This window comes from Pseudoalteromonas denitrificans DSM 6059, assembly GCF_900112265.1.
Classification (GTDB): Bacteria; Pseudomonadota; Gammaproteobacteria; order Enterobacterales; family Alteromonadaceae; genus Pseudoalteromonas; species Pseudoalteromonas denitrificans.
Genome location: NZ_FOLO01000048.1, coordinates 14,011 through 32,763, shown reverse-complemented (window position 1 = coordinate 32,763; position 18,753 = coordinate 14,011). Strand labels below are relative to the sequence as shown.

11 protein-coding genes and 1 riboswitch are annotated in these 18,753 nt (G+C 35.5%); of the genes, 4 read left to right on the top strand and 7 right to left on the bottom strand.

Features of this window, described 5'->3' with window-relative positions; all coding sequences use genetic code 11:
- The first annotated feature begins 102 nt into the window (after window positions 1–102).
- The 3 genes from BM088_RS20790 (at window position 103) to BM088_RS20780 (ending at window position 2,134) form a co-directional block, all read left to right on the top strand.
- Complete coding sequence (locus tag BM088_RS20790; protein ID WP_091989320.1) at window positions 103–537, top strand: MarR family winged helix-turn-helix transcriptional regulator; 435 nt, start codon at window positions 103–105, stop codon at window positions 535–537.
- Window positions 538–661: 124 nt separating this feature from the next.
- The gene (locus BM088_RS20785) at window positions 662–1,084 is read left to right on the top strand and encodes an organic hydroperoxide resistance protein (protein WP_091989317.1); all 423 of its coding nucleotides are present in this window, start codon (window positions 662–664) and stop codon (window positions 1,082–1,084) included.
- Between the two features lie 30 nt (window positions 1,085–1,114).
- A complete protein-coding gene (locus BM088_RS20780) occupies window positions 1,115–2,134 on the top strand; it encodes an alpha/beta hydrolase (RefSeq protein WP_091989314.1) in 1,020 nt (339 codons plus the stop codon).
- A gap of 248 nt (window positions 2,135–2,382) precedes the next feature.
- Here the strand turns inward: BM088_RS20780 and BM088_RS20775 are convergent, their stop codons facing one another.
- Entirely contained in the window at window positions 2,383–5,526 is a 3,144-nt protein-coding gene (locus BM088_RS20775) for a ligand-binding sensor domain-containing protein (protein ID WP_091989311.1), read from the bottom strand.
- 104 nt (window positions 5,527–5,630) lie between these two features.
- Window positions 5,631–7,355, bottom strand: a complete 1,725-nt coding sequence (locus tag BM088_RS20770) for a S8 family peptidase (protein WP_091989308.1) — start codon at window positions 7,353–7,355, stop codon at window positions 5,631–5,633.
- Between the two features lie 757 nt (window positions 7,356–8,112).
- On the opposite strand from BM088_RS20770, the gene BM088_RS20765 reads away from it, so the two are divergent.
- Window positions 8,113–9,939, top strand: a complete 1,827-nt coding sequence (locus BM088_RS20765) for a S8 family serine peptidase (RefSeq protein ID WP_091989305.1) — start codon at window positions 8,113–8,115, stop codon at window positions 9,937–9,939.
- Between the two features lie 112 nt (window positions 9,940–10,051).
- Here BM088_RS20765 and BM088_RS20760 read toward each other — a convergent pair whose 3' ends face one another.
- From BM088_RS20760 to BM088_RS20740, 5 genes are all read right to left on the bottom strand, one after another.
- Window positions 10,052–13,369, bottom strand: coding sequence for a cadherin-like domain-containing protein (locus BM088_RS20760; protein WP_091989302.1), 3,318 nt, complete (start codon window positions 13,367–13,369; stop codon window positions 10,052–10,054).
- Between the two features lie 52 nt (window positions 13,370–13,421).
- On the bottom strand, window positions 13,422–14,276 hold the full coding sequence (locus BM088_RS20755) for a DUF4097 family beta strand repeat-containing protein (protein ID WP_091989299.1): 855 nt from the start codon (window positions 14,274–14,276) through the stop codon (window positions 13,422–13,424).
- Window positions 14,277–14,384: 108 nt separating this feature from the next.
- Complete coding sequence (locus BM088_RS20750; protein ID WP_091989296.1) at window positions 14,385–16,688, bottom strand: TonB-dependent receptor; 2,304 nt, start codon at window positions 16,686–16,688, stop codon at window positions 14,385–14,387.
- A 55-nt stretch (window positions 16,689–16,743) separates the two neighbouring features.
- Window positions 16,744–17,484, bottom strand: coding sequence for a hypothetical protein (locus tag BM088_RS20745; RefSeq protein WP_143085128.1), 741 nt, complete (start codon window positions 17,482–17,484; stop codon window positions 16,744–16,746).
- A gap of 85 nt (window positions 17,485–17,569) precedes the next feature.
- Window positions 17,570–18,328 carry a hypothetical protein gene (locus BM088_RS20740; RefSeq protein WP_091989290.1) on the bottom strand — a complete coding sequence of 253 codons (759 nt, stop codon included), beginning with the start codon at window positions 18,326–18,328 and terminating at the stop codon, window positions 17,570–17,572.
- A gap of 213 nt (window positions 18,329–18,541) precedes the next feature.
- Window positions 18,542–18,715, top strand: a riboswitch (Lysine riboswitch).
- Window positions 18,716–18,753: the final 38 nt, after the last annotated feature.

Here is an 18,753-nt window from a genome sequence, read left to right as displayed (position 1 = left end):
ATACCTTAAATAAAAAGAAAATATATCTAACGCTGACCTAGTAACAACAAAAAAAAATCAGTACTCTAATACTAACGGCAATAACTATTAGTACACAAAACTATGAATACTGACAAACAACTTAACCTTGATAACCAGCTGTGTTTTGCTCTTTACTCAACTTCTTTAGCAATGACACAGCTTTATAAAAAACATTTATCTCCATTAGATCTTACTTATCCGCAATATACTGTCATGCTGATCCTATGGGAAAAAGATGGTTTAAGTTTAAAAACAATAGCAGATCGATTAGGTCAAAAGTCAGGCTCTCTAACACCCGTGATCAAACGTATGGAAGCTGATAATTTAATTAAACGTGTTAGAGGGTCAGAAGATGACCGCTCACTCAGCATAGAATTAACACTTAAAGGACATACACTTAAAGAACAAGGGAAACATGTGAATCAATGCGTTGCTCAAACATGTGGTATTGCTATTGATGAAATAACGACCCTGAAAGAACAATTGGTCAAGTTGAGAAAAAATTTATTAAAATAAAACTTGCACGCAAATAGTTATCGCGATAACATTCATTTCAACCCAGAAAGCCTGGGTTTTTATTAACTCACGAGATTATCGCGATAATTATTATCGCAACATCAATTAAAAGTAGGAAATAGTTATGAATAGAATTTATCAAGCAAATGTTACTTCAACAGGTGGTAGAGATGGACGTGCTATCTCAGATGATAATAAATTGGATATTGCACTATCGACGCCAAAAGAATTAGGGGGTATAGGTGGTGATGGTAGCAATCCTGAACAACTTTTTGCCGCTGGTTACTCTGCTTGTTTTATTGGCGCGATGAAATTTGTAGCGGCTCAGAAAAAACTTTCTTTACCACATAATTTAAATGTGACTGCTCATGTTGGTATAGGTGAAAACACTCAAGGTACAGGGTTTGCCATCTCGGTTGATTTAATAGTTAAGCTACCTGGTTTAGAACAAAAAATTGCAGAAAAATTAGTTAATGATGCTCATCAAGTTTGCCCATATTCAAATGCTACCCGCGGTAATATCGACATAACAACACGCATTAATTAATTTTTAATTTATCTCAAGGAAAGGTTTATTATGAAGAAGTATTTATCACTGCTCACACTTGCTTTGCCTCTTATTTTTAGTACAAACAGTGCAATTGCAGCAGCAGGATCACCAGGCACAGATACACAAACACAAGCCTTTTTAGAAGTACTGGAAAAAGGTGGTGGTACGCCAATGGAACGACTCTCAGCAAATAAGGCCAGAAATGTACTTACTGGTGCTCAACAAGGCGTCACACTACCAAAAGCAGATGTCACCCATAAAACAATCATCGCTGATGGTCATAAAGTTGACTTAGTAATCGTAAAACCAAAAGGTGCTCAAGAAAAACTACCTGCATTTATGTTTTTCCATGGTGGTGGCTGGGTGATTGGTGACTTTCCCACTCATGAACGCTTAATTCGCGACTTGGTAGTCCGTTCGGGTACAGCGGCAATATATGTAGATTATAGCCGTTCACCAGAAGCCAAATACCCCACAGCAATCAATCAAGCTTATGCTGCCACAAAATGGGTTGCAGATAATGGTCTTGAAATCGGCGTCGATGGCAGTCAATTGGCTGTTGCTGGGAATAGCGCTGGAGGTAATATTGCTGCAGTTGTTAGCCTAAAAGCAAAATCAGCAGGCGTGCCCAAGTTAAAGTTTCAGTTACTATTATGGCCTGTAACAGATGCAAGTTTTACCAATAGTTCATATCAAGCGTTTGCAGAAGGTCATTTCTTAACAAAAAATATGATGGAATGGTTCTGGGATAGCTACACCACAGACCTTAGAGAACGAAATGAAATTTATGCATCTCCACTTCGTGCCACCATAGAGCAATTAAAAGACTTGCCACCAGCACTCATTCAAACCGCTGAAAAGGATGTATTGCGTGATGAAGGTGAAGCTTACGGCCGAAAGTTAAACTTAGCGGGTGTTAAAGTAACCACGACTCGCTATAACGGTATGATACATGACTATGGTTTACTTAACGCTTTGAGCAAAAACCCTACGGTAGAAACAGCCCTTGACCAAGCAGCAGGTGCTTTAAAGAAGCACTTAAAGTAAAGTGACTGTTAATAATAGTATTTTTGAGAAGTAACTTTAGAAAAGTTGCTATAACTAAATAACCTGAAAAAATGCACTCCTAGAATAAATCAAGGCGAGCTACTTGTTAATTAGCAAAGTATCTCGTCTTATACAGGACTATTTAAATATTTAGTAATAAATGTATTTAGATACAATTCGTTCAATAGTAAAACTCCATACAAAAAACAAAATCACCTTCAAACCAAATCCATTTTTATGATGTTATTTTAATCATGCAATACAGTGACTAAATTTTTAATATGCGTTAGGTCTGGCGCACTGATCAGTTGATTAAAATTAAAAGGATATTCAATTGGTTGGTAAATACCTAACCAAGTTTTGCTATTGGCATAATTTAGAGCGATCTCTGCAATAACACTAGTCTGATCCCAATTTAATTCGTGAGGTCTTTCACGATTAAATGGGAAAAATGAATAACCTACGCTTAATATACATTTATCTAAAGCAATATTTTTTTGCTCACCCGCGATTTGTTGTGCTAACAGGCTCACATTATTATCTTTTTCTGAACCAATAATGGCAAAAATATCATCTGACCAACGCACAACTAAGTCATCTTCAGAACGTTTATAACCTAAAAATTCTGCGACATTAATTAAAATACGATCATCGTCTTTTTTTTCTACATTAAGTTTTATTAACATTAAATATAATCTAGGCAATAGCGCATGCTGGGTAGGACTGATATTGTTATGGATCTGCGTCATGAGTCTTGATGTTTGTTCAATATAAATATCTAAATAACGCCTACTTTTAACTCCTGTAAGTTTGTCAGTGATAGCCGATGATTCAAGCTTTTGATTTAATTTAATCAATTCTTTATTTTGATTTTTGAACTCTTGTGTTTTCTCAAAAACTTCTTTTTTAAGCGCTAATCTTTGGTGTTGTTCAGTGATGAGTTTACGTGTCATATATTTTGAATACATCAACAGTAATAAAGCTAATACACTTGCATAAATAAGATATGCCCACCAGGTAACCCAAGGAGCGGGATGAATGATGATATCTAAACTAACATCAGGATCTCCCCAAACATCAAAATTATTTGCAGCTATAATTTGTAATTGATATTTACCTGGTCCTAAATTGGTATACGTTGCCCTTCGAAGTTTTCCGGCATCTATCCATTGCTTATCAAACCCTTGTAAACGATATTTAAAACGATTTGATTCAGGAGACGCAAAATCTAACCCCGTATATTCAAAGGCAATAAGCTTATCTGTATAATCAAATTCAACCTTTTTTAGTGCAGATAAAGGAGTATTAAATTTAAGTTTAGTATTTAATGAATATATATCTGTCAGCCTAACATCAGGTGCATGTTGGTTCGACAATAACTTATCAGGGTCTAATAAATTAAAACCTTTAGCACTGCCAAATAATAATTTATTATCATTCGTTTTTAGCAGTGACTGCAAATTGAATTCTAAATCAAGCAAACCATGACTAGTATCAAAATGCATAAAACTTGCTTCTTTGAGTGAGTAACGTGAAATACCTTTATTGGTACTCAACCAAATATCATGATTATTATCTTGATTAATACCGTAAACTGTACTGGTTTTTAAACCATGGTTAATATTTAAGTGCTGGAAGTTCTCAATTTTATTAGTTCGGTCTTGTTTTGACCATATATTCAAACCGCTCGCTTCTGTGCCTATCCACAAGTTTTCATCATGATCAAAATATAAAGTCCAGGCAACATCACTACTTAAGCTATTTGCCACATCAAGCTTATGATTATAAACTGTTACTTTATTTGTTTTAGTATTGAGTTTATTTAACCCACCGCCATCTGTCGCTAGCCAAATAATGTGATCTTTTTCAGGTAATATTTGAAAGACATGGTCACTGCTTAATCCATTTTTTTGCCTGAAATGAGTAAATGATCCCTTACCGTCAAATTTATTAAGTCCACCATGATAAGTCGCCACCCATACACTTCCTGCATCATCAACTTTCATATCTGTAATACTATTTGCTGATAAAGAAGTTGGATCATCAGGGTTATGACGATAGTTAATAACAGCATTATTTTTAGCATTAATTCTAAGTACCCCTGAAGCACGTGTGCCAAGCCAAACCTCATCTCCATTAACCAAAATAGACATAATACGTTTATCTTTTAATGCAGCATTGTAGTCAGGTTGAGATATTTTTAATGTTTTTAATGACAGCTGATTAACACCTCCTCCATATGTTCCTATTAATATTTTATCGTTATCTAATTGCGAGAATATATTAACCATATTGTTATTAAGACCACGTTTACTTTCAAGATTAAATTGTTTAAATGTCGCAACATTAGGATCCCAACGATTAACACCTGAAAACGTACCGATCCAAATCATTTTTCCTTTATCTTCAAATACATTAAGAATAATGTCGCTAGAAATACTATTTATATTTGTATTGGCGTGGGTAAATCTTTGAAAATTATTTTGCTTTTTATTATATAAATGCAGCCCTTTATCAGTACCGACCCAGAGCCTATGAACTGAATCTTCAAATAGTGTGGTTACTATATTTGTTGCAAGTGAATCAGCATTCTTTTCATCACTTTTAAAGTGCTGATACCTCCCTGCTATTGGGTCATACTTGCTTAAACCACCTTCAATCGAGCCAATCCAAATATTACCTTCATAGTCCTGTAGCAAAGAACGAATAATATTACTGGGAATACTTTGCAGATTATCGTTAATATGAACCAATTGAGAAATAAACTCCCCCGCTAAAGAATACACATAAATACCTGAATCTTCGGTACCAATCCAAACCTGTTTATTGACTTCTATGATAGCCCTGATACTAATATCATTGAGTTTTTCTTTAGCAATATTCGTTACTTTTAATGTTTGATTTTTTCCTACAGAGGAGACTTTATTTAGTCCTTTGTTTGTGCCAATCCAAATTGCTCCTTGAGAGTCTTCAAAAAGAACATTGATATTATTATTAGTGATAGCTTTCAACTCATGTTGGCTAGTAAAACGCATAAAACTCTTATTATGCGCTTGATATAAGTTTAGCCCACCACCTCGCGTGCCTATCCAGATCCGCCCAAAACGATCCGTTAATAAAGCACTAATAATGTTATGGCTTAGTGAATTTATATTATCAGGATCATGGTGGTAGTTATTTAACTGATACCCATCAAAACGGCTTAAACCTTCTTGGGTTCCTAGCCAGATAAATCCATCTTTATCTTGTGTTATCGCACGAATAGACTGATGAGATATATCTAAACTTGGCGATAACTTCTTAAAAAAATCGGCTTCAAATGCACTCGCATTACAAATGAATAGTATTATGAAAATAATATAAATGTATTTGATTTGAAACGCTCTTTTCATTCAACACCACAATTTATTTTTATTATTAATAAGCTATCTTATCGGAAAAACAGGTAAAAAAAAGGCTGTATTCACAGCCTTATCAATTAAAGAAATAGATTAACCTACTCCTGATCAACCCAATGATTAACTTTACTATCATTTTCAATTGTATCGCGCCAAATAAAGCCACCATCACGCCAAATAGTACCGCCATCATTTTGTGGATATCCGTCACGCCAAATAGTGCCACCATCATTCCAACTATATCCACCATCTCTCCAGACAGTGCCGCCATCTCTCCAGATAGTGCCGCCATCTCTCCAGATAGTGCCGCCATCTCTCCAGATAGTGCCGCCATCTCTCCAGATAGTACCGCCATCTCTCCAGATAGTACCGCCATCATTCAGAACAGAGCCATCTGGAGATATAATATAAAACTCACCATCTTTATTTCTATTTGCTGGACCACCATAATGCTCAGTCCCCGCCAAGTCTAAAGCAACATCTAATGATTGATTAGCACATTCTCTTTGAGTGCTACTTATCGCACCTTGTGCATCAACTAAACCAGAACCTTGCTGAAATATACTATAAGCAAATGTATCTTCATCAGAAAAAGCAGCCTTTGCCGTTGATAATAATCTACATTTCACATCATCTGGTGATAATGATGGATCTTGACTTAACATCAAAGCAACAATGCCAGTAACAACACCCGTTGCTTGAGATGTACCCGACATAGTGAAATATTTCCCCCCATCATGTGCTTCAGGATGGTCTTTCGCTAACCGTGTATTGCTAGGTAATAAGCCAACCATATGACCACCCGGCGCAACTAAATCAGGTTTAACAAAACCTTCAACTGTTGGGCCTGCAGAAGAAAAACTTGTTAACCTGTCATCATTCGTATTATCAGGCGTATAGTGATCTGTCATTGCTCCCACAGTGATAATATAAGGGTTATTTCCGGGAACGCCTATGCTCATAGGATCAGGTCCTTTATTACCAGCTGATGCAACAACAACAATACCGCTTTGCCATGCCTTCATCACCGCTTGGTTTAGTGGATCATCCCAATAATATGAGCGAGGCGGGCCACTAAATGACATATTTAATACCCGAATATTCAATGTATCTTTATACTTAACAGCCCAATCTATTCCACGAATAATATCGGCATAAGTACCTTTTCCTTCAAAATCAAATGCTTTTATTCCGACCATTCGTGCATTAGGCGCAACCCCCATAGGTTTACCATAAATATCTAATTCACTATTACCTGCAATACTTGATACATGAGTACCATGACCATTAATTTCATTATCATTATTTAAAGTTTTATCATTAATGGCATCATAAGTACCATAGGTTTTCTGCAAACCATATACATCCGCTCTTATACCTGTTAATTGACGTAACCCGGTATCTAAAAACGCCATAGTGACGCCTGCGCCATAATTGTTAACCTGATGTGCGCTTGTCGCATTTACAATTTTATTCACTACAGATATTTGTTCAGAATAGGCTGAAGCAACTGAGCCACTGAGTTTTACATCACTATTTTTAGTAACTTTAAAATCACCATATTGTTTTAAGACTTTAAGTTGTTCAGATGTAAGGTCAACAGCAAACGAATTTATAATTGCCAATTCATGACTTGGTTTTACATGAAGCCGATTTAAAGCTTTTTTTAAAACGCTTATATTTTTAGCCTGCAATAAATATGATTGTTGCTGACTTCCAGATTTTGATATTGTGCTGCTTAAGTAACTCAACACAGCACCAACAACTAAAGAAAATATTCCTATTACTGTTATAGGTTTTGCTTTAAACGATTTAACTCGCATATTTTACCCCAGATAGTTTTACCATAAAAATTTCAGCACAATGCAAAATAATTAATGACTGTTAACTTTAAATTTATTTTTACCCAATCATTTATCAGACCAAGTGCAAATGAACGCTGTTTCTTCATTCAAATAGAATGTAAACAAGTTATTTATTTTAATTGCCACAAATTTAACCCAAGTAATTATTAGTTTCTGCTTTGAACTAAGATATGTCGCAAAACAACGAATAAAAGTCGCATTTGTACTAAAAATGTCATTTATTTTTGCTTAAAAGGAATTAATTTAAGTAAAAAGGATTAAATCACTTTCTTAACAAAATAAGCTTTATTTACATTTTACTTACATACCGCATTGCGATATTGCTGTAATAAACCCTTTATTGCAAAGAGTTTCAGGCCTATTTAAAAATGAAAAAGAGTAATAAACCCCACCTTTAAAGTAACTTTAAAAAATTAAAACAATGAAACACTCTTTTGTTACATTTTCGTCAACCAGCAAACCATTGATTTAAAAGACAACCAACCCTAAGCGTCGTTTTTGTACGAAAATCTGTCGCCCAATTACTAGGACACAAAAATAAAATTGCTAACATCAATCCATCTTAAAACTTATGTTACTTAAAATTTACAATTAAGTATTTAAGTCAGCGAACTTAAGGATAAAGTCGCAAATAAAATTCGCTAACGCGTATAAACAATACACATAATTGACAACATAATTTATAAAAATAATAACGTTCTCGTTTGGAGTTAACATGAAAATATCTAAATTCACGACATCTATTTTAGCTTTAGCAGTAACAACTGCTTTTAGTGCACAGGCTGCGGATGATCGTTTCATCATCAAAATAGACAACAATAATAAAGGTGTTGTAAAAGCACTTGCTAAACAAATGGGTGCTGAATTAAAAGTAGAGGGTAACGGTTTTTTTGCAGCAACATTCTCAGGAAAAGATCTATCTCAAGTAAAAGGTTTATTAAACAACCCTCATATTCAACTAATCGAAGAAGACGCCCGTCGTATGCCATTATCTGTCTACAGCGATGATGCAGGTAATGCTATGACAGAGCAATTAACACCTTATGCTGTTAAGCAATCACAAGCAGATCAAATGACTTTTAACGCCAATGCAGGCATGAAAGTATGTGTTATTGATTCAGGCCTAGATCGTAGTAACCAAGATTTTGTTTGGGGCAACATTACAGGTGATAACGACTCAGGTACTGGCAGCTGGGATGTAAACGGTGGTCCACATGGAACTCACGTTGCAGGTACAATTGCGGCTGCAGATAATAATGTAGGTGTAATTGGTATGGCACCGGGCGTTGATCTTCACATTATTAAAGTATTTAATGCTGACGGTTGGGGATATTCTTCAGATTTAGCTTATGCAGCAGACAAATGTACTAACGCAGGCGCGAACATAATCAGCATGAGTCTAGGTGGTGGTGGTGCAAACAGCACTGAAGAAAATGCATTTAAAGCATTTACTGCTGCGGGTGGTTTAGTTGTTGCCGCTGCGGGTAATGATGGTAACAATGTGCGTTCATACCCAGCAGGTTATTCATCTGTAATGATGATAGGCGCTAATGATGCCGATAATAATATTGCCGATTTTTCTCAATTTCCAAGCTGTACAGTCACTAAAGGTAAAGGCAAAAATGCAACAACAACGACAGATGAAACTATCTGTGTTGAAGTGACAGCAGGCGGTGTAGATACACTTTCAACTTACCCAGCAGATATGGCCACAAGTGCTTCATTAACTATCGACGGCACAACAATGGCAGCTTCTGCAATGGAAAATGCAGGTAGCATTTACGGTAATACATACTACATGGGTACAGCTGAAACGACAGATAGCAGTGCAAATGGTAATATCTGTATTATTGATCGTGGTAATATTTCTTTCCATGACAAAGTATTGAACTGTGAAAACTCTGGAGGTGTTGGTGCTATTATTATTAATAATGAAGCGGGCATGTTATACGCAACATTAGGTGATACAAACTCTACAAATATTCCAGCTGTAGGTGCTGCGTTTGAAGACCGTGCAACCTTGTTAGCTGCAACAAATGCAGATCTTACAATAAGCACTTCTGATTATGGTTATATGAGTGGTACATCAATGGCAACTCCTGCCGTATCAGGCTTAGCTGCATTATTATGGTCAAACCATAGCGATTGTACAGGTACAGATATTCGTGATGCATTAAAAGCAACGGCGCAAGATAGCGGCGCAGCTGGTAACGATGACTACTTTGGATACGGCATTGTTAAAATTGCAGCAGCTGATGCACATTTAACAGCGAATGGCTGTGGCGGTGACGTAACACCTCCAGCAGGCGATGTAACTTTAGATGCCACAACATCTCGCTCTAGAGGTAAAAATAACGTTAATTTAACTTGGACTGGTGCTTCAACTGCAAGTGTTGACATTTATCGCAATAACGCATTAAGAACAACAACATCTAATGATGGTTCATTTACTGATTCATTTAAAACATCAGGCACTTTTACTTATAAAGTATGTGACCAAGGAACAAATAATTGTTCAGCTGATGTCAGTGTCAGTTTTTAATAATATAAAATAATCACCCCTCAATACTGTTTTGTTTCAACAATGCCCAGCTCGCGTCCGAACTGGGCATTTTTTATTGCAACTTTCTCATTGAGTCTATAATGAGATTAATTTAAGGTTTTGAACGTCGACCCCACATCAGTGGTAGCATTAACATTATGATGAACGCCAGACTACCAGATGATTTTTTAGATTGAGTTTCAGCCGCAGGTGCCACTACGGGTTTTGCCTCAACAACAATTGTCACTGATGATTGAGATTCAGCCCCTGCTTTATCTGATATTGTGTAGTTAAATTTTTCAATGCCAGAAAAGCCTGCTTTTGGTACGTAGCTGATTTTATTTTCTTTAATTTCAACAACTCCTCCGCCATTATAATCAACAGATTTAATGGTTAAAACATCTTCCATATCTACATCAGTATCGTTTTCAATAACAGAGATCATATTCGACTTACTATCTTGCTTAACAGCTGCAATATCACTATTCGCTTTTGGCGTATCGTTTACTGGTTTAACAGTTATCTTTAAATTAAAGCTTTCACTGTCGACCTTACCATCAAATATCTTAACGGGAACCGTTAACTCACCATAAAAATTCGCTTTAGGCTGCAAAACATTATCAAATAATTGATAATTTTCACCGGCACCGACTTTTAAAATAAAGTCTTTTGCTGCACTATCAGGATCTGTAATGGCTAAGTTTTCAGGTGATAGCATAGTAAAAGTATCTTCATTTATTACCACGGGTGTTTGGCCTGTAATTTGAGCTGGGACTGGTGGTGGCGTAATCGCTAATAAAGTCGCATTTGAAAGTTCAGCATAGCCCGATACCATAACAAAGTATTTTCCAGCTTGCGGATTTTCGATAATACACTCTTCAATTGAAGTATCCGGATTTTCACTTGAACAAACTAAGTCATCCCTTGATTGTGGAACTTCTGAAAAGCCAGCATACAAGTCGCCATCACCATTATCAGCGGTTAACTTTAGCGTTAATGAGGTTGGTGCTTGCTCAAAATTAGCCACAAAATAAACCATTTCATTAGCCGCAACATTAATACCAGAATAAGGCTCATTTTCCTTTAAAAAATAAGGGTCGGCTTGGGTACCGCTGCCTATATCCTCACCTGTTGTAAAACTTTTAACTTCAGCTATTGTTTCACCACAAATATTTGATGCCTTTACTCGCCAAAAATATTTCGTTTTTTCAGCCAGTTTTTGTGACGGTCGATATTTATCCCCCCCATTTATTGTGGCTGTTGCAACAATTGAGCTAAACTCAGCATCAGTTGCTATATCAATAATATAACTTTGCGCTAAAGCATCCTTACTCCATTCAAACGTAGGTAATAATTTCACATCTGTCGCTTCATTATTAGGCACAGTTAAGCTAACAGCGGGTTTATCAGTAACGACTTCAATACTCGCAGATGAAGATTTAGGTTTAACCCCTTCACTGCTTGCATTAATATTAAATGAATAGCTACCTGCACTTGTATTTTGTGCCACTAACATATTTAAAGCAGCAGTTTTACCCGGCAAAATTGGGTTTGCACTAAAGTTACCTGATAATTGCGTTGGTAAATCAGCTAAGCTCAAATTAACCGCTTTATTAAATTCGTTATATCCAGAAATACTAATATTGATTGGCTCTAAGTTACCAGCCTTACATATTTTTTGTGACGTATTACTACTTGAAAGTGTAAAACCTGGGTTTGGATCGCCACAACTAGGCACTTTAAAACTGGTTATTCGTGTGCCCCATTGTCCATCTTTACCACTATATTCACCGGTAAACCAAAAAGTACAATTATCAACAGGATCAACCCCCATTTGAGCGTAATCACCATCTCTTACGGTTGATAGAGGACCCGTACCTTCAACAATCACATTTTCACCAAATGACATAGTGCCAGCTGTATCCGATGCTAATCGTCCAGTAAAGGCTAAGCTTGGATATCTATCTGGACCGGTGACCATATAAGCGATAGCGAGATTACCACTACTATCCATAGCTGAAGCAGCCATATAACGGCTACTTCCATCATCTACATTATATGCACCTTCATCATGCAAAGAATACTGACCATCACCAATTTTACGCAGCTCAAACCAACGCAAAGTTGCAACATTTCCTTTTGTTTTAGTTACATAGTTACCCACTATCGATTCATGACCACTAAATTTTCGGTATTGCGCTTTATACATCACAACTTCTTTAAGAGGATCAACAGGTGTTTCACTGCCTTTTTGTGCTAAACAACCAAAACCATCACAAGTAAAGTTTGAATCAAAGTCAGTAACAGGAATATTAATGGGTCCCTCGACTTTAGAATTATCCGCATTATTAAAATCTACGCTATATTTCCACAATTCCAAGAAATCTTTATTTGCATCATTAGCACCTGAATTATGTAATTCATCATCTCTATGCCTAATAAAATAACCCGGGGTGCCAGCTACAGGATCTGACTCACCATCAACATCAACGGGCGTAATTGATTGAAAACCAAAACCAGCCAAACTAGGCACAGTTTGACGTTGCATGCGAGCAGGTTTCCCTTTTAGCATTTGCTCTCGCTCTATGGCATAAATAGCACCGCCACCTTCATTTGCAGAAATATAATAAACGCCACCCATGCGACTAAATTTTGGATAATCAGGAAATTCTGGTGCAGCAAAATCATACCCATACCAACCACCAGCTACTGGATCCTCGCTTTTAGAAATATAAACACACATTTTCTTAGTTGATTCATTGGTAAACTCAGTGATCATCCAACGCTTTGCTTTTTCATCAAACAAAATAATGGGATCACCCATAGTGCTAGTACAATCTCCTGTTGCTAAGTCAGCCATTTTTAAAGGACCAGCAACCTTTTCACCATTTGTTTTATCATAAATAGCAAAAATTGAACCTTCGCTACCATTGATAGATTGAATGAAATATTTAATGCCTATATCACCTGTGGTATCTGGAGGATTAACACCTGTAAAACCCAGACCATCAATATTAATCCCCACATTAACCGCTGAAGTACTGCTACGCTTTTCTGCTTGATTAAATTGTTTACTGAGTAAAGGGTCTTGGCCTATTGCTACTTCATTAACAGATGGTAATAAGCCTTGTATATCGCGAATATGTCGTGGATTTGCAACTTTAACCGCATCACCCGGTTGCCAATTATCTGGGGATGACATTTGGCCTAAATTTTGATTGAAGTGTGATGGATTAGAAACGGCAATATTCTTCGCACCAGACATAACCTTGGTACGCACTGTATCATCAATTTTAATATCATTGGCATAAGTGGCAGCCGTTCCAAATGTACTCATACCTATAAAAATCAAGGTCATTGCACAATTTAATTTAGATTTAATTGGTATTGATAGACACGCCTCATCTATACCAGTTTTTACGTAGCTCATAATAGCTCTCCAACTATAGTTTATTGTTTTTAGGGGGGCGAATTTTTGTAGTTTATTGAGAATATGTTCGGGTTTTAAAGCGTGCAATTCCGGCACTTTTATTAAAAGAAGGCTTTTCTAGTACATTTAAATTAATACTACCGAGCTGAGTGTGCACATTAAAAGTTTGAGCAGCACGACCAAAAACAACAGACACTTTATTATGTTCACTACCATGAAAATTTTTATAATTTACTTTTATATTAGGGTAATCAACTAATTTGTTTGAATGAATATCACTAGCACTTAACTTAAGCTCTACATTAGCATCATTGACAATACTTAAATAAACATCACCTTTTTCGGAGCTAATATTCTGCGTCTGAAACCAGTTTTTTGCATACAAATCTACATAGATATTGCCCGATTCAGAACGTGCTTGAACACTACCGGCAGTACCGAGTTTTATTTTCCCTGATTTAGAATATGCAATTAAATGTGAACGATGTTTTTTTACTTTAATATCACCAAAGTCTGTTTCCATCAATAAAGTAACATTTGCGGGAACATAAATACCTAAATCAAAACGTGCGATCCTTTCTCCTGAAAGAGATTTAATACCTTCAGGATAAACAACATGAATTTCAGTAATACCATCAACATCTGAAATCTCTACATCATAAGGTTTTTTAATCGAGCCTATTTGCTGGATCACACCACCAATTTCGATCATGTTATGATTTGTATTACTACTGCTTATGCTACCGAATGGATTAAATACTTTTACAACTCTTTGTTTTGGTAGTTCCCCGTGCCAACTATACTGTTGTAAAGCAACTCTTTTATTTGAAGTAGTTTCCTTTGCAATCACGCTTTGAGCTGAGCCACATATTAAAATGAAATTCAAAATGGTATAAATTAACTTCATATAAAACCTAATCTTGTATTTTTACGTGCTTCAAGATTAAGCTATTACTTAATAAATGAATGTTGCGGTTTTGTATCTTAATTGTACCAAAACGTATCCGTTATATTTTTAAAACCGCCAGTTAAACATTAGCTCAATACTACGAGGAGCATCTATATGTTGAAAATATCCCCCTGGAGCAAATGGGATATCATTACCCCAACTTGTTGTTAACTTGTTTGTCAGGTTCTTCCCTACCAAGGCGATATACCAATTTTCATCTAAATCCCCTAACTGTATTCGCGCATTAATTTTAATAAAAGATTTTTGTAGTAATTCAGGGTCTAGATCTCCAGGGATCTCAAAGTCATCTGAGTAATTAAGATTGCCATTTGCAATCACTAACCAATTATTAATTTCTTGTTCAAATTGAAAATTAATTGCACCACTAAATTTAGGTGAAAACTGTAAAGACCTTCCAGATAAATCCTGAACCCCTAAATCATCACAATGCGTTTTTGAAGATGTGCATTGACCTTGAAGGTAACTTTCATAATATGCGTCTAAATAAGTGAATGCATACTTAACTCGCCACTGCTTATTTATGATCCAACGACCATCAAGCTCCACCCCTTGGCTAATAGACTTAGCCGCATTTCCCACATTAAATCCAGATAGACCATCAAAAGTGCTTACTTGAATGTCATCATACTGGCTTCTAAACAAACTTAAATTTAGGCTTATTTCATCAAATAGAAGGCTCTTTACTCCTAACTCAAAGGCTAGAACCTGCTCATCTTCATACTCTTCTTTGTCAGGGATCCCAGCCGTATTGTCTTCATCAAAACCACCTCCTTTAAAACCTTCAGCAATGCTTGCATACATCATTAAATTTTGATTTGAGAAGTACTGAATATTTACCGAAGGTGAAAAATGAGATTCTCGTCTTATTGGATTAAAATCAAAAGGTATACCGTCTCGATCAGATTCAAATGAAAACTGATGCGGGATCATATTAAATGAGTTTCTAAAAACAAAATTTGCAACCGGATCTGAATTAACCTCTTCAGACATAAAGTTCGCAATGTATAAGTGTTTGAACAAGGCTTTTTTACTGTAAGAATAGCGTAACCCTGTATTTAACAGCCAATACGCGTTAAATTTATAATTGACTTGAGCAAAAACAGCTTTATTTGTTGCATCTTGTAAAAATGTATTATGTCGCCTACCACTAAAGTCATTACCTACAATCCGATTATCTATATCAACATTACGTATGCTAGTTAACTCATTTTTTTGATAGTACACACCAGCAATATAATTAAAACCTAAACCAGTATTATTTGAAGTAAAGCGTAACTCTTGACTCCACTGCTTTTGTTTTTGTTTAGATGCAATATGTAGAAAATCGATAGGTAAATAATCTACATCAGCATTTTCAGTGAAGTCATAATTACTATAAGCCGATAAGGATGTTAAGGTGCCAGAAAGAAATATCCAGTTCATATTAAGACTTAATAAAGCCGTTTCATTGTCTGCATTCTCAAGCCCCATAGGTGTATTACTTCCCATAAATTTAGTTAAACTCAAGCTAGGATTAAAGCTTGGAAAGCTATTTTTTACGATCTCATAAACAGCTAAATTTTGAGGCAGTTGAGATACCAAATCAACACGTCCTACCGTTTCAAACTTGCCATACTCTGCTTTTACAGCCAGATCCAATTGTTCACTAGGTTGCCAAAGCCAAGTGGAACGTATAACTAAATCGTCTTTTTGACGTTCTGGCTGATTAATAAAATCATTCTTAATCCAACCATCTTCATTATGCTGCATCATAGCAAGCCGTGTTGTTAGCTCATCATTAATAGGAATGGATATTGCCGATTTAAAACCTAATCCGTTAAACTTAGGTTCAGTATTAAGTTCGAGGTAACCTTCTAAATCAAAATTAGGCTGACGCGTTGTGATATTAAGCGCACCCGCAATCGCATTTTTACCAAATAATGTGTCTTGTGGGCCTTTTAATACTTCAACACGAGCAATGTCAAATAACGTAGATCGAGCACTGCGCGCACGCCCAAAATATACACCATCAATATACGTGCCCACAGCCTGTTCAAAACCAATATTAACCCCTGAGCCCACACCTCGAATAAAAAGGTTAGTGCCAATACCTGATTCATTGATTGTTAAATTAGGCACAGAAAGACTTAACTCTTCAAGGTTTGCAATCGCATATTTATCTATATGCTCGCCACTCATAACAGAAACAGATAAAGGCACATCTTTCAATGACTGCACCCGCTTTTGTGCTGTTACAATAATGCGCTCAATTTTAGCTTGGTCAGTTGAATTTTCATTAAGTATTTGACTAAAGGCATGCAAAGAAAGCAGCCCTAAATTAAACATGACAAAGGTCAAAAATACATTCATATTTCATCAAATTTAAAATAAGTGCATTGTTAAAATATAGAGCATTCAAAAAAACTTACAAATCAATAATCTTAACCTGACAATTATGATGCAATTCAGTTTTCTTTATTAATTTATTAACAGAACCATTGGTTTTAAGAAGGTGTATTTGATTTTCAATATCGGGGACTATATTAGCATAACGCTTATTTACAAAATGATATAGATTAACGGTCATTTCAGGAACTAACCTGCGATAAACTTTAGCAATTTTGGCCTCACATATTGTAATATTTACAGAGTACTCATTGGCTAATAAAGTATCAGCATAACCTACCACTAAAGACTTTAATGCAGAATGTTCATTATTAACCCCAATACACGTTAAGCTGTTTTGTTTACAATAAATTTCAGTTTGCATACTGCTTTTAATTATACTGATTAGTGTCTTTTTTTTAAAATTACACATTTCGGGCTTAATACAATATAAATAGTTTTTAATTTCAAGGATGGGGGTATTAACGCGCTCAACATTTTCAAAGTCATCAAAAGCAAATTTAATCCGCGCAGCCTCTCCCGACAGGTCCCCTTCATTAAGCATTTTAAATGCCCTATCTCTTGGAAGAGATACAAATTTAACGTTAATATCTAAAGGCCTGTAAATAGATTCAAATAATAACTGCCCTAAATTACTTTGCGCCTTATTTTCAGTAAAAGCAGCAACATTTATCGTAAAATCAGATTTATTATTTTCAGCCGAGTTTGCCAAACACGCTGAGTGACATATTAATAAAAAAAACAAAAAATAATATTTCATACTTAAACTAAAAAACACTTAACCCCCCTGATTACTCTGACTTACATACAATCAAAATTCAAATAAAACACAAATAACTTTCCAGCTATAAATCAATCACTTCAACATGGCAATCTTTTTGTTCTGCAACTTTGTTTAGTAATTTATCTACAGATTTATTTTCTCTAAGCAAGATAATTTGTTCATTAATTCCAGAGGCTAAATTAGCATAACGTTTGTTTACAAAATGATATAAATTGACGTTCATTTTAGGTATGGCTTTGCGATATATTTTTTTTATTTCTGTTTCACACAAAGTCATATTAACCGACGTTTCATCAGCTAATAATGTATCCGCGTAACCTATGATGATAGATTTCAAAGCTGAGTTTTGATTATTTACACTGATACAATTCAAATTATTTTTAATACAATACTTGTTACTTTGAACACTATTTTTTATAACACTCACGACTGTGTTGTGACCTAATCCACAATAACTTGGATTAGTACAATAAAAAAATTTGTTAACGGCCATAATTGGGGTTTCAATTCGAATTACATTTTTGTAACCGTCAAAGGCTGATTTTATTCGCGTCGACTCAGCCGATATCTCGCCAGTTTCTAGCATTTTAAATGCTCTTGGTTTTGGCACTGAAATGAGTTTTACAGTAAACCCTAAAGGGCTATATATTTCTTTAAAGACTGATTCGATTAACTTATCAGCACTGTTCTGTGTTGTTAATATGCCTACATTAATTATAAATTCAGGCTTATCTTGGTGTGCAATATTGGCAAAACACACAGTACTAATCGTTAAAAATAAAACAGTAATACTAACCATTAAAATCAATCTGAATTGCATTATTTTTTTAGCCTTAACTACTAAAATTATTTCTTTTTCAGTATAGCAATGGGATTTTATTTAGCTAAAAACTGAGTAATTTAAAAATCCTTATTGACATTCAGACGTCTAAAATGTTTCAATTCGCCCGTTGTTGATGTTTTTAAAAACATCTACACACTCCCTATTCAAAAATTTATATCCTCTAACGTTTAGATTTCGGATGTAAATTGTAGGGCTGGAAGAGGTGCGTTATTCAGGTAGCAAGTTTTAGGAGAGCAAACTCCAATGAGAACTTGTAAGGGGAATTAACGCCGAGAAATCTTTATTATTTTGCTTAAATAAAGTTTCGGGCGAATGGGTTGAATCCCATCGACTGTCACCTAATGGTGGAGAGCTTCTGGTCTTAAAGAATTTAGGCCATTAGCCTTTTTCTTCTTAAGTCC

Coding starts and splice junctions, on each gene's coding strand:
- BM088_RS20740 (WP_091989290.1), bottom strand. CDS start 18,328: ATGCAATTCAGATTGATTTTAATGGTTAGTATTACTGTTTTATTTTTA.
- BM088_RS20760 (WP_091989302.1), bottom strand. CDS start 13,369: ATGAGCTACGTAAAAACTGGTATAGATGAGGCGTGTCTATCAATACCA.
- BM088_RS20790 (WP_091989320.1), top strand. CDS start 103: ATGAATACTGACAAACAACTTAACCTTGATAACCAGCTGTGTTTTGCT.
- BM088_RS20745 (WP_143085128.1), bottom strand. CDS start 17,484: ATGAAATATTATTTTTTGTTTTTTTTATTAATATGTCACTCAGCGTGT.
- BM088_RS20755 (WP_091989299.1), bottom strand. CDS start 14,276: ATGAAGTTAATTTATACCATTTTGAATTTCATTTTAATATGTGGCTCA.
- BM088_RS20765 (WP_091989305.1), top strand. CDS start 8,113: ATGAAAATATCTAAATTCACGACATCTATTTTAGCTTTAGCAGTAACA.
- BM088_RS20780 (WP_091989314.1), top strand. CDS start 1,115: ATGAAGAAGTATTTATCACTGCTCACACTTGCTTTGCCTCTTATTTTT.
- BM088_RS20770 (WP_091989308.1), bottom strand. CDS start 7,355: ATGCGAGTTAAATCGTTTAAAGCAAAACCTATAACAGTAATAGGAATA.
- BM088_RS20775 (WP_091989311.1), bottom strand. CDS start 5,526: ATGAAAAGAGCGTTTCAAATCAAATACATTTATATTATTTTCATAATA.
- BM088_RS20750 (WP_091989296.1), bottom strand. CDS start 16,688: ATGAATGTATTTTTGACCTTTGTCATGTTTAATTTAGGGCTGCTTTCT.
- BM088_RS20785 (WP_091989317.1), top strand. CDS start 662: ATGAATAGAATTTATCAAGCAAATGTTACTTCAACAGGTGGTAGAGAT.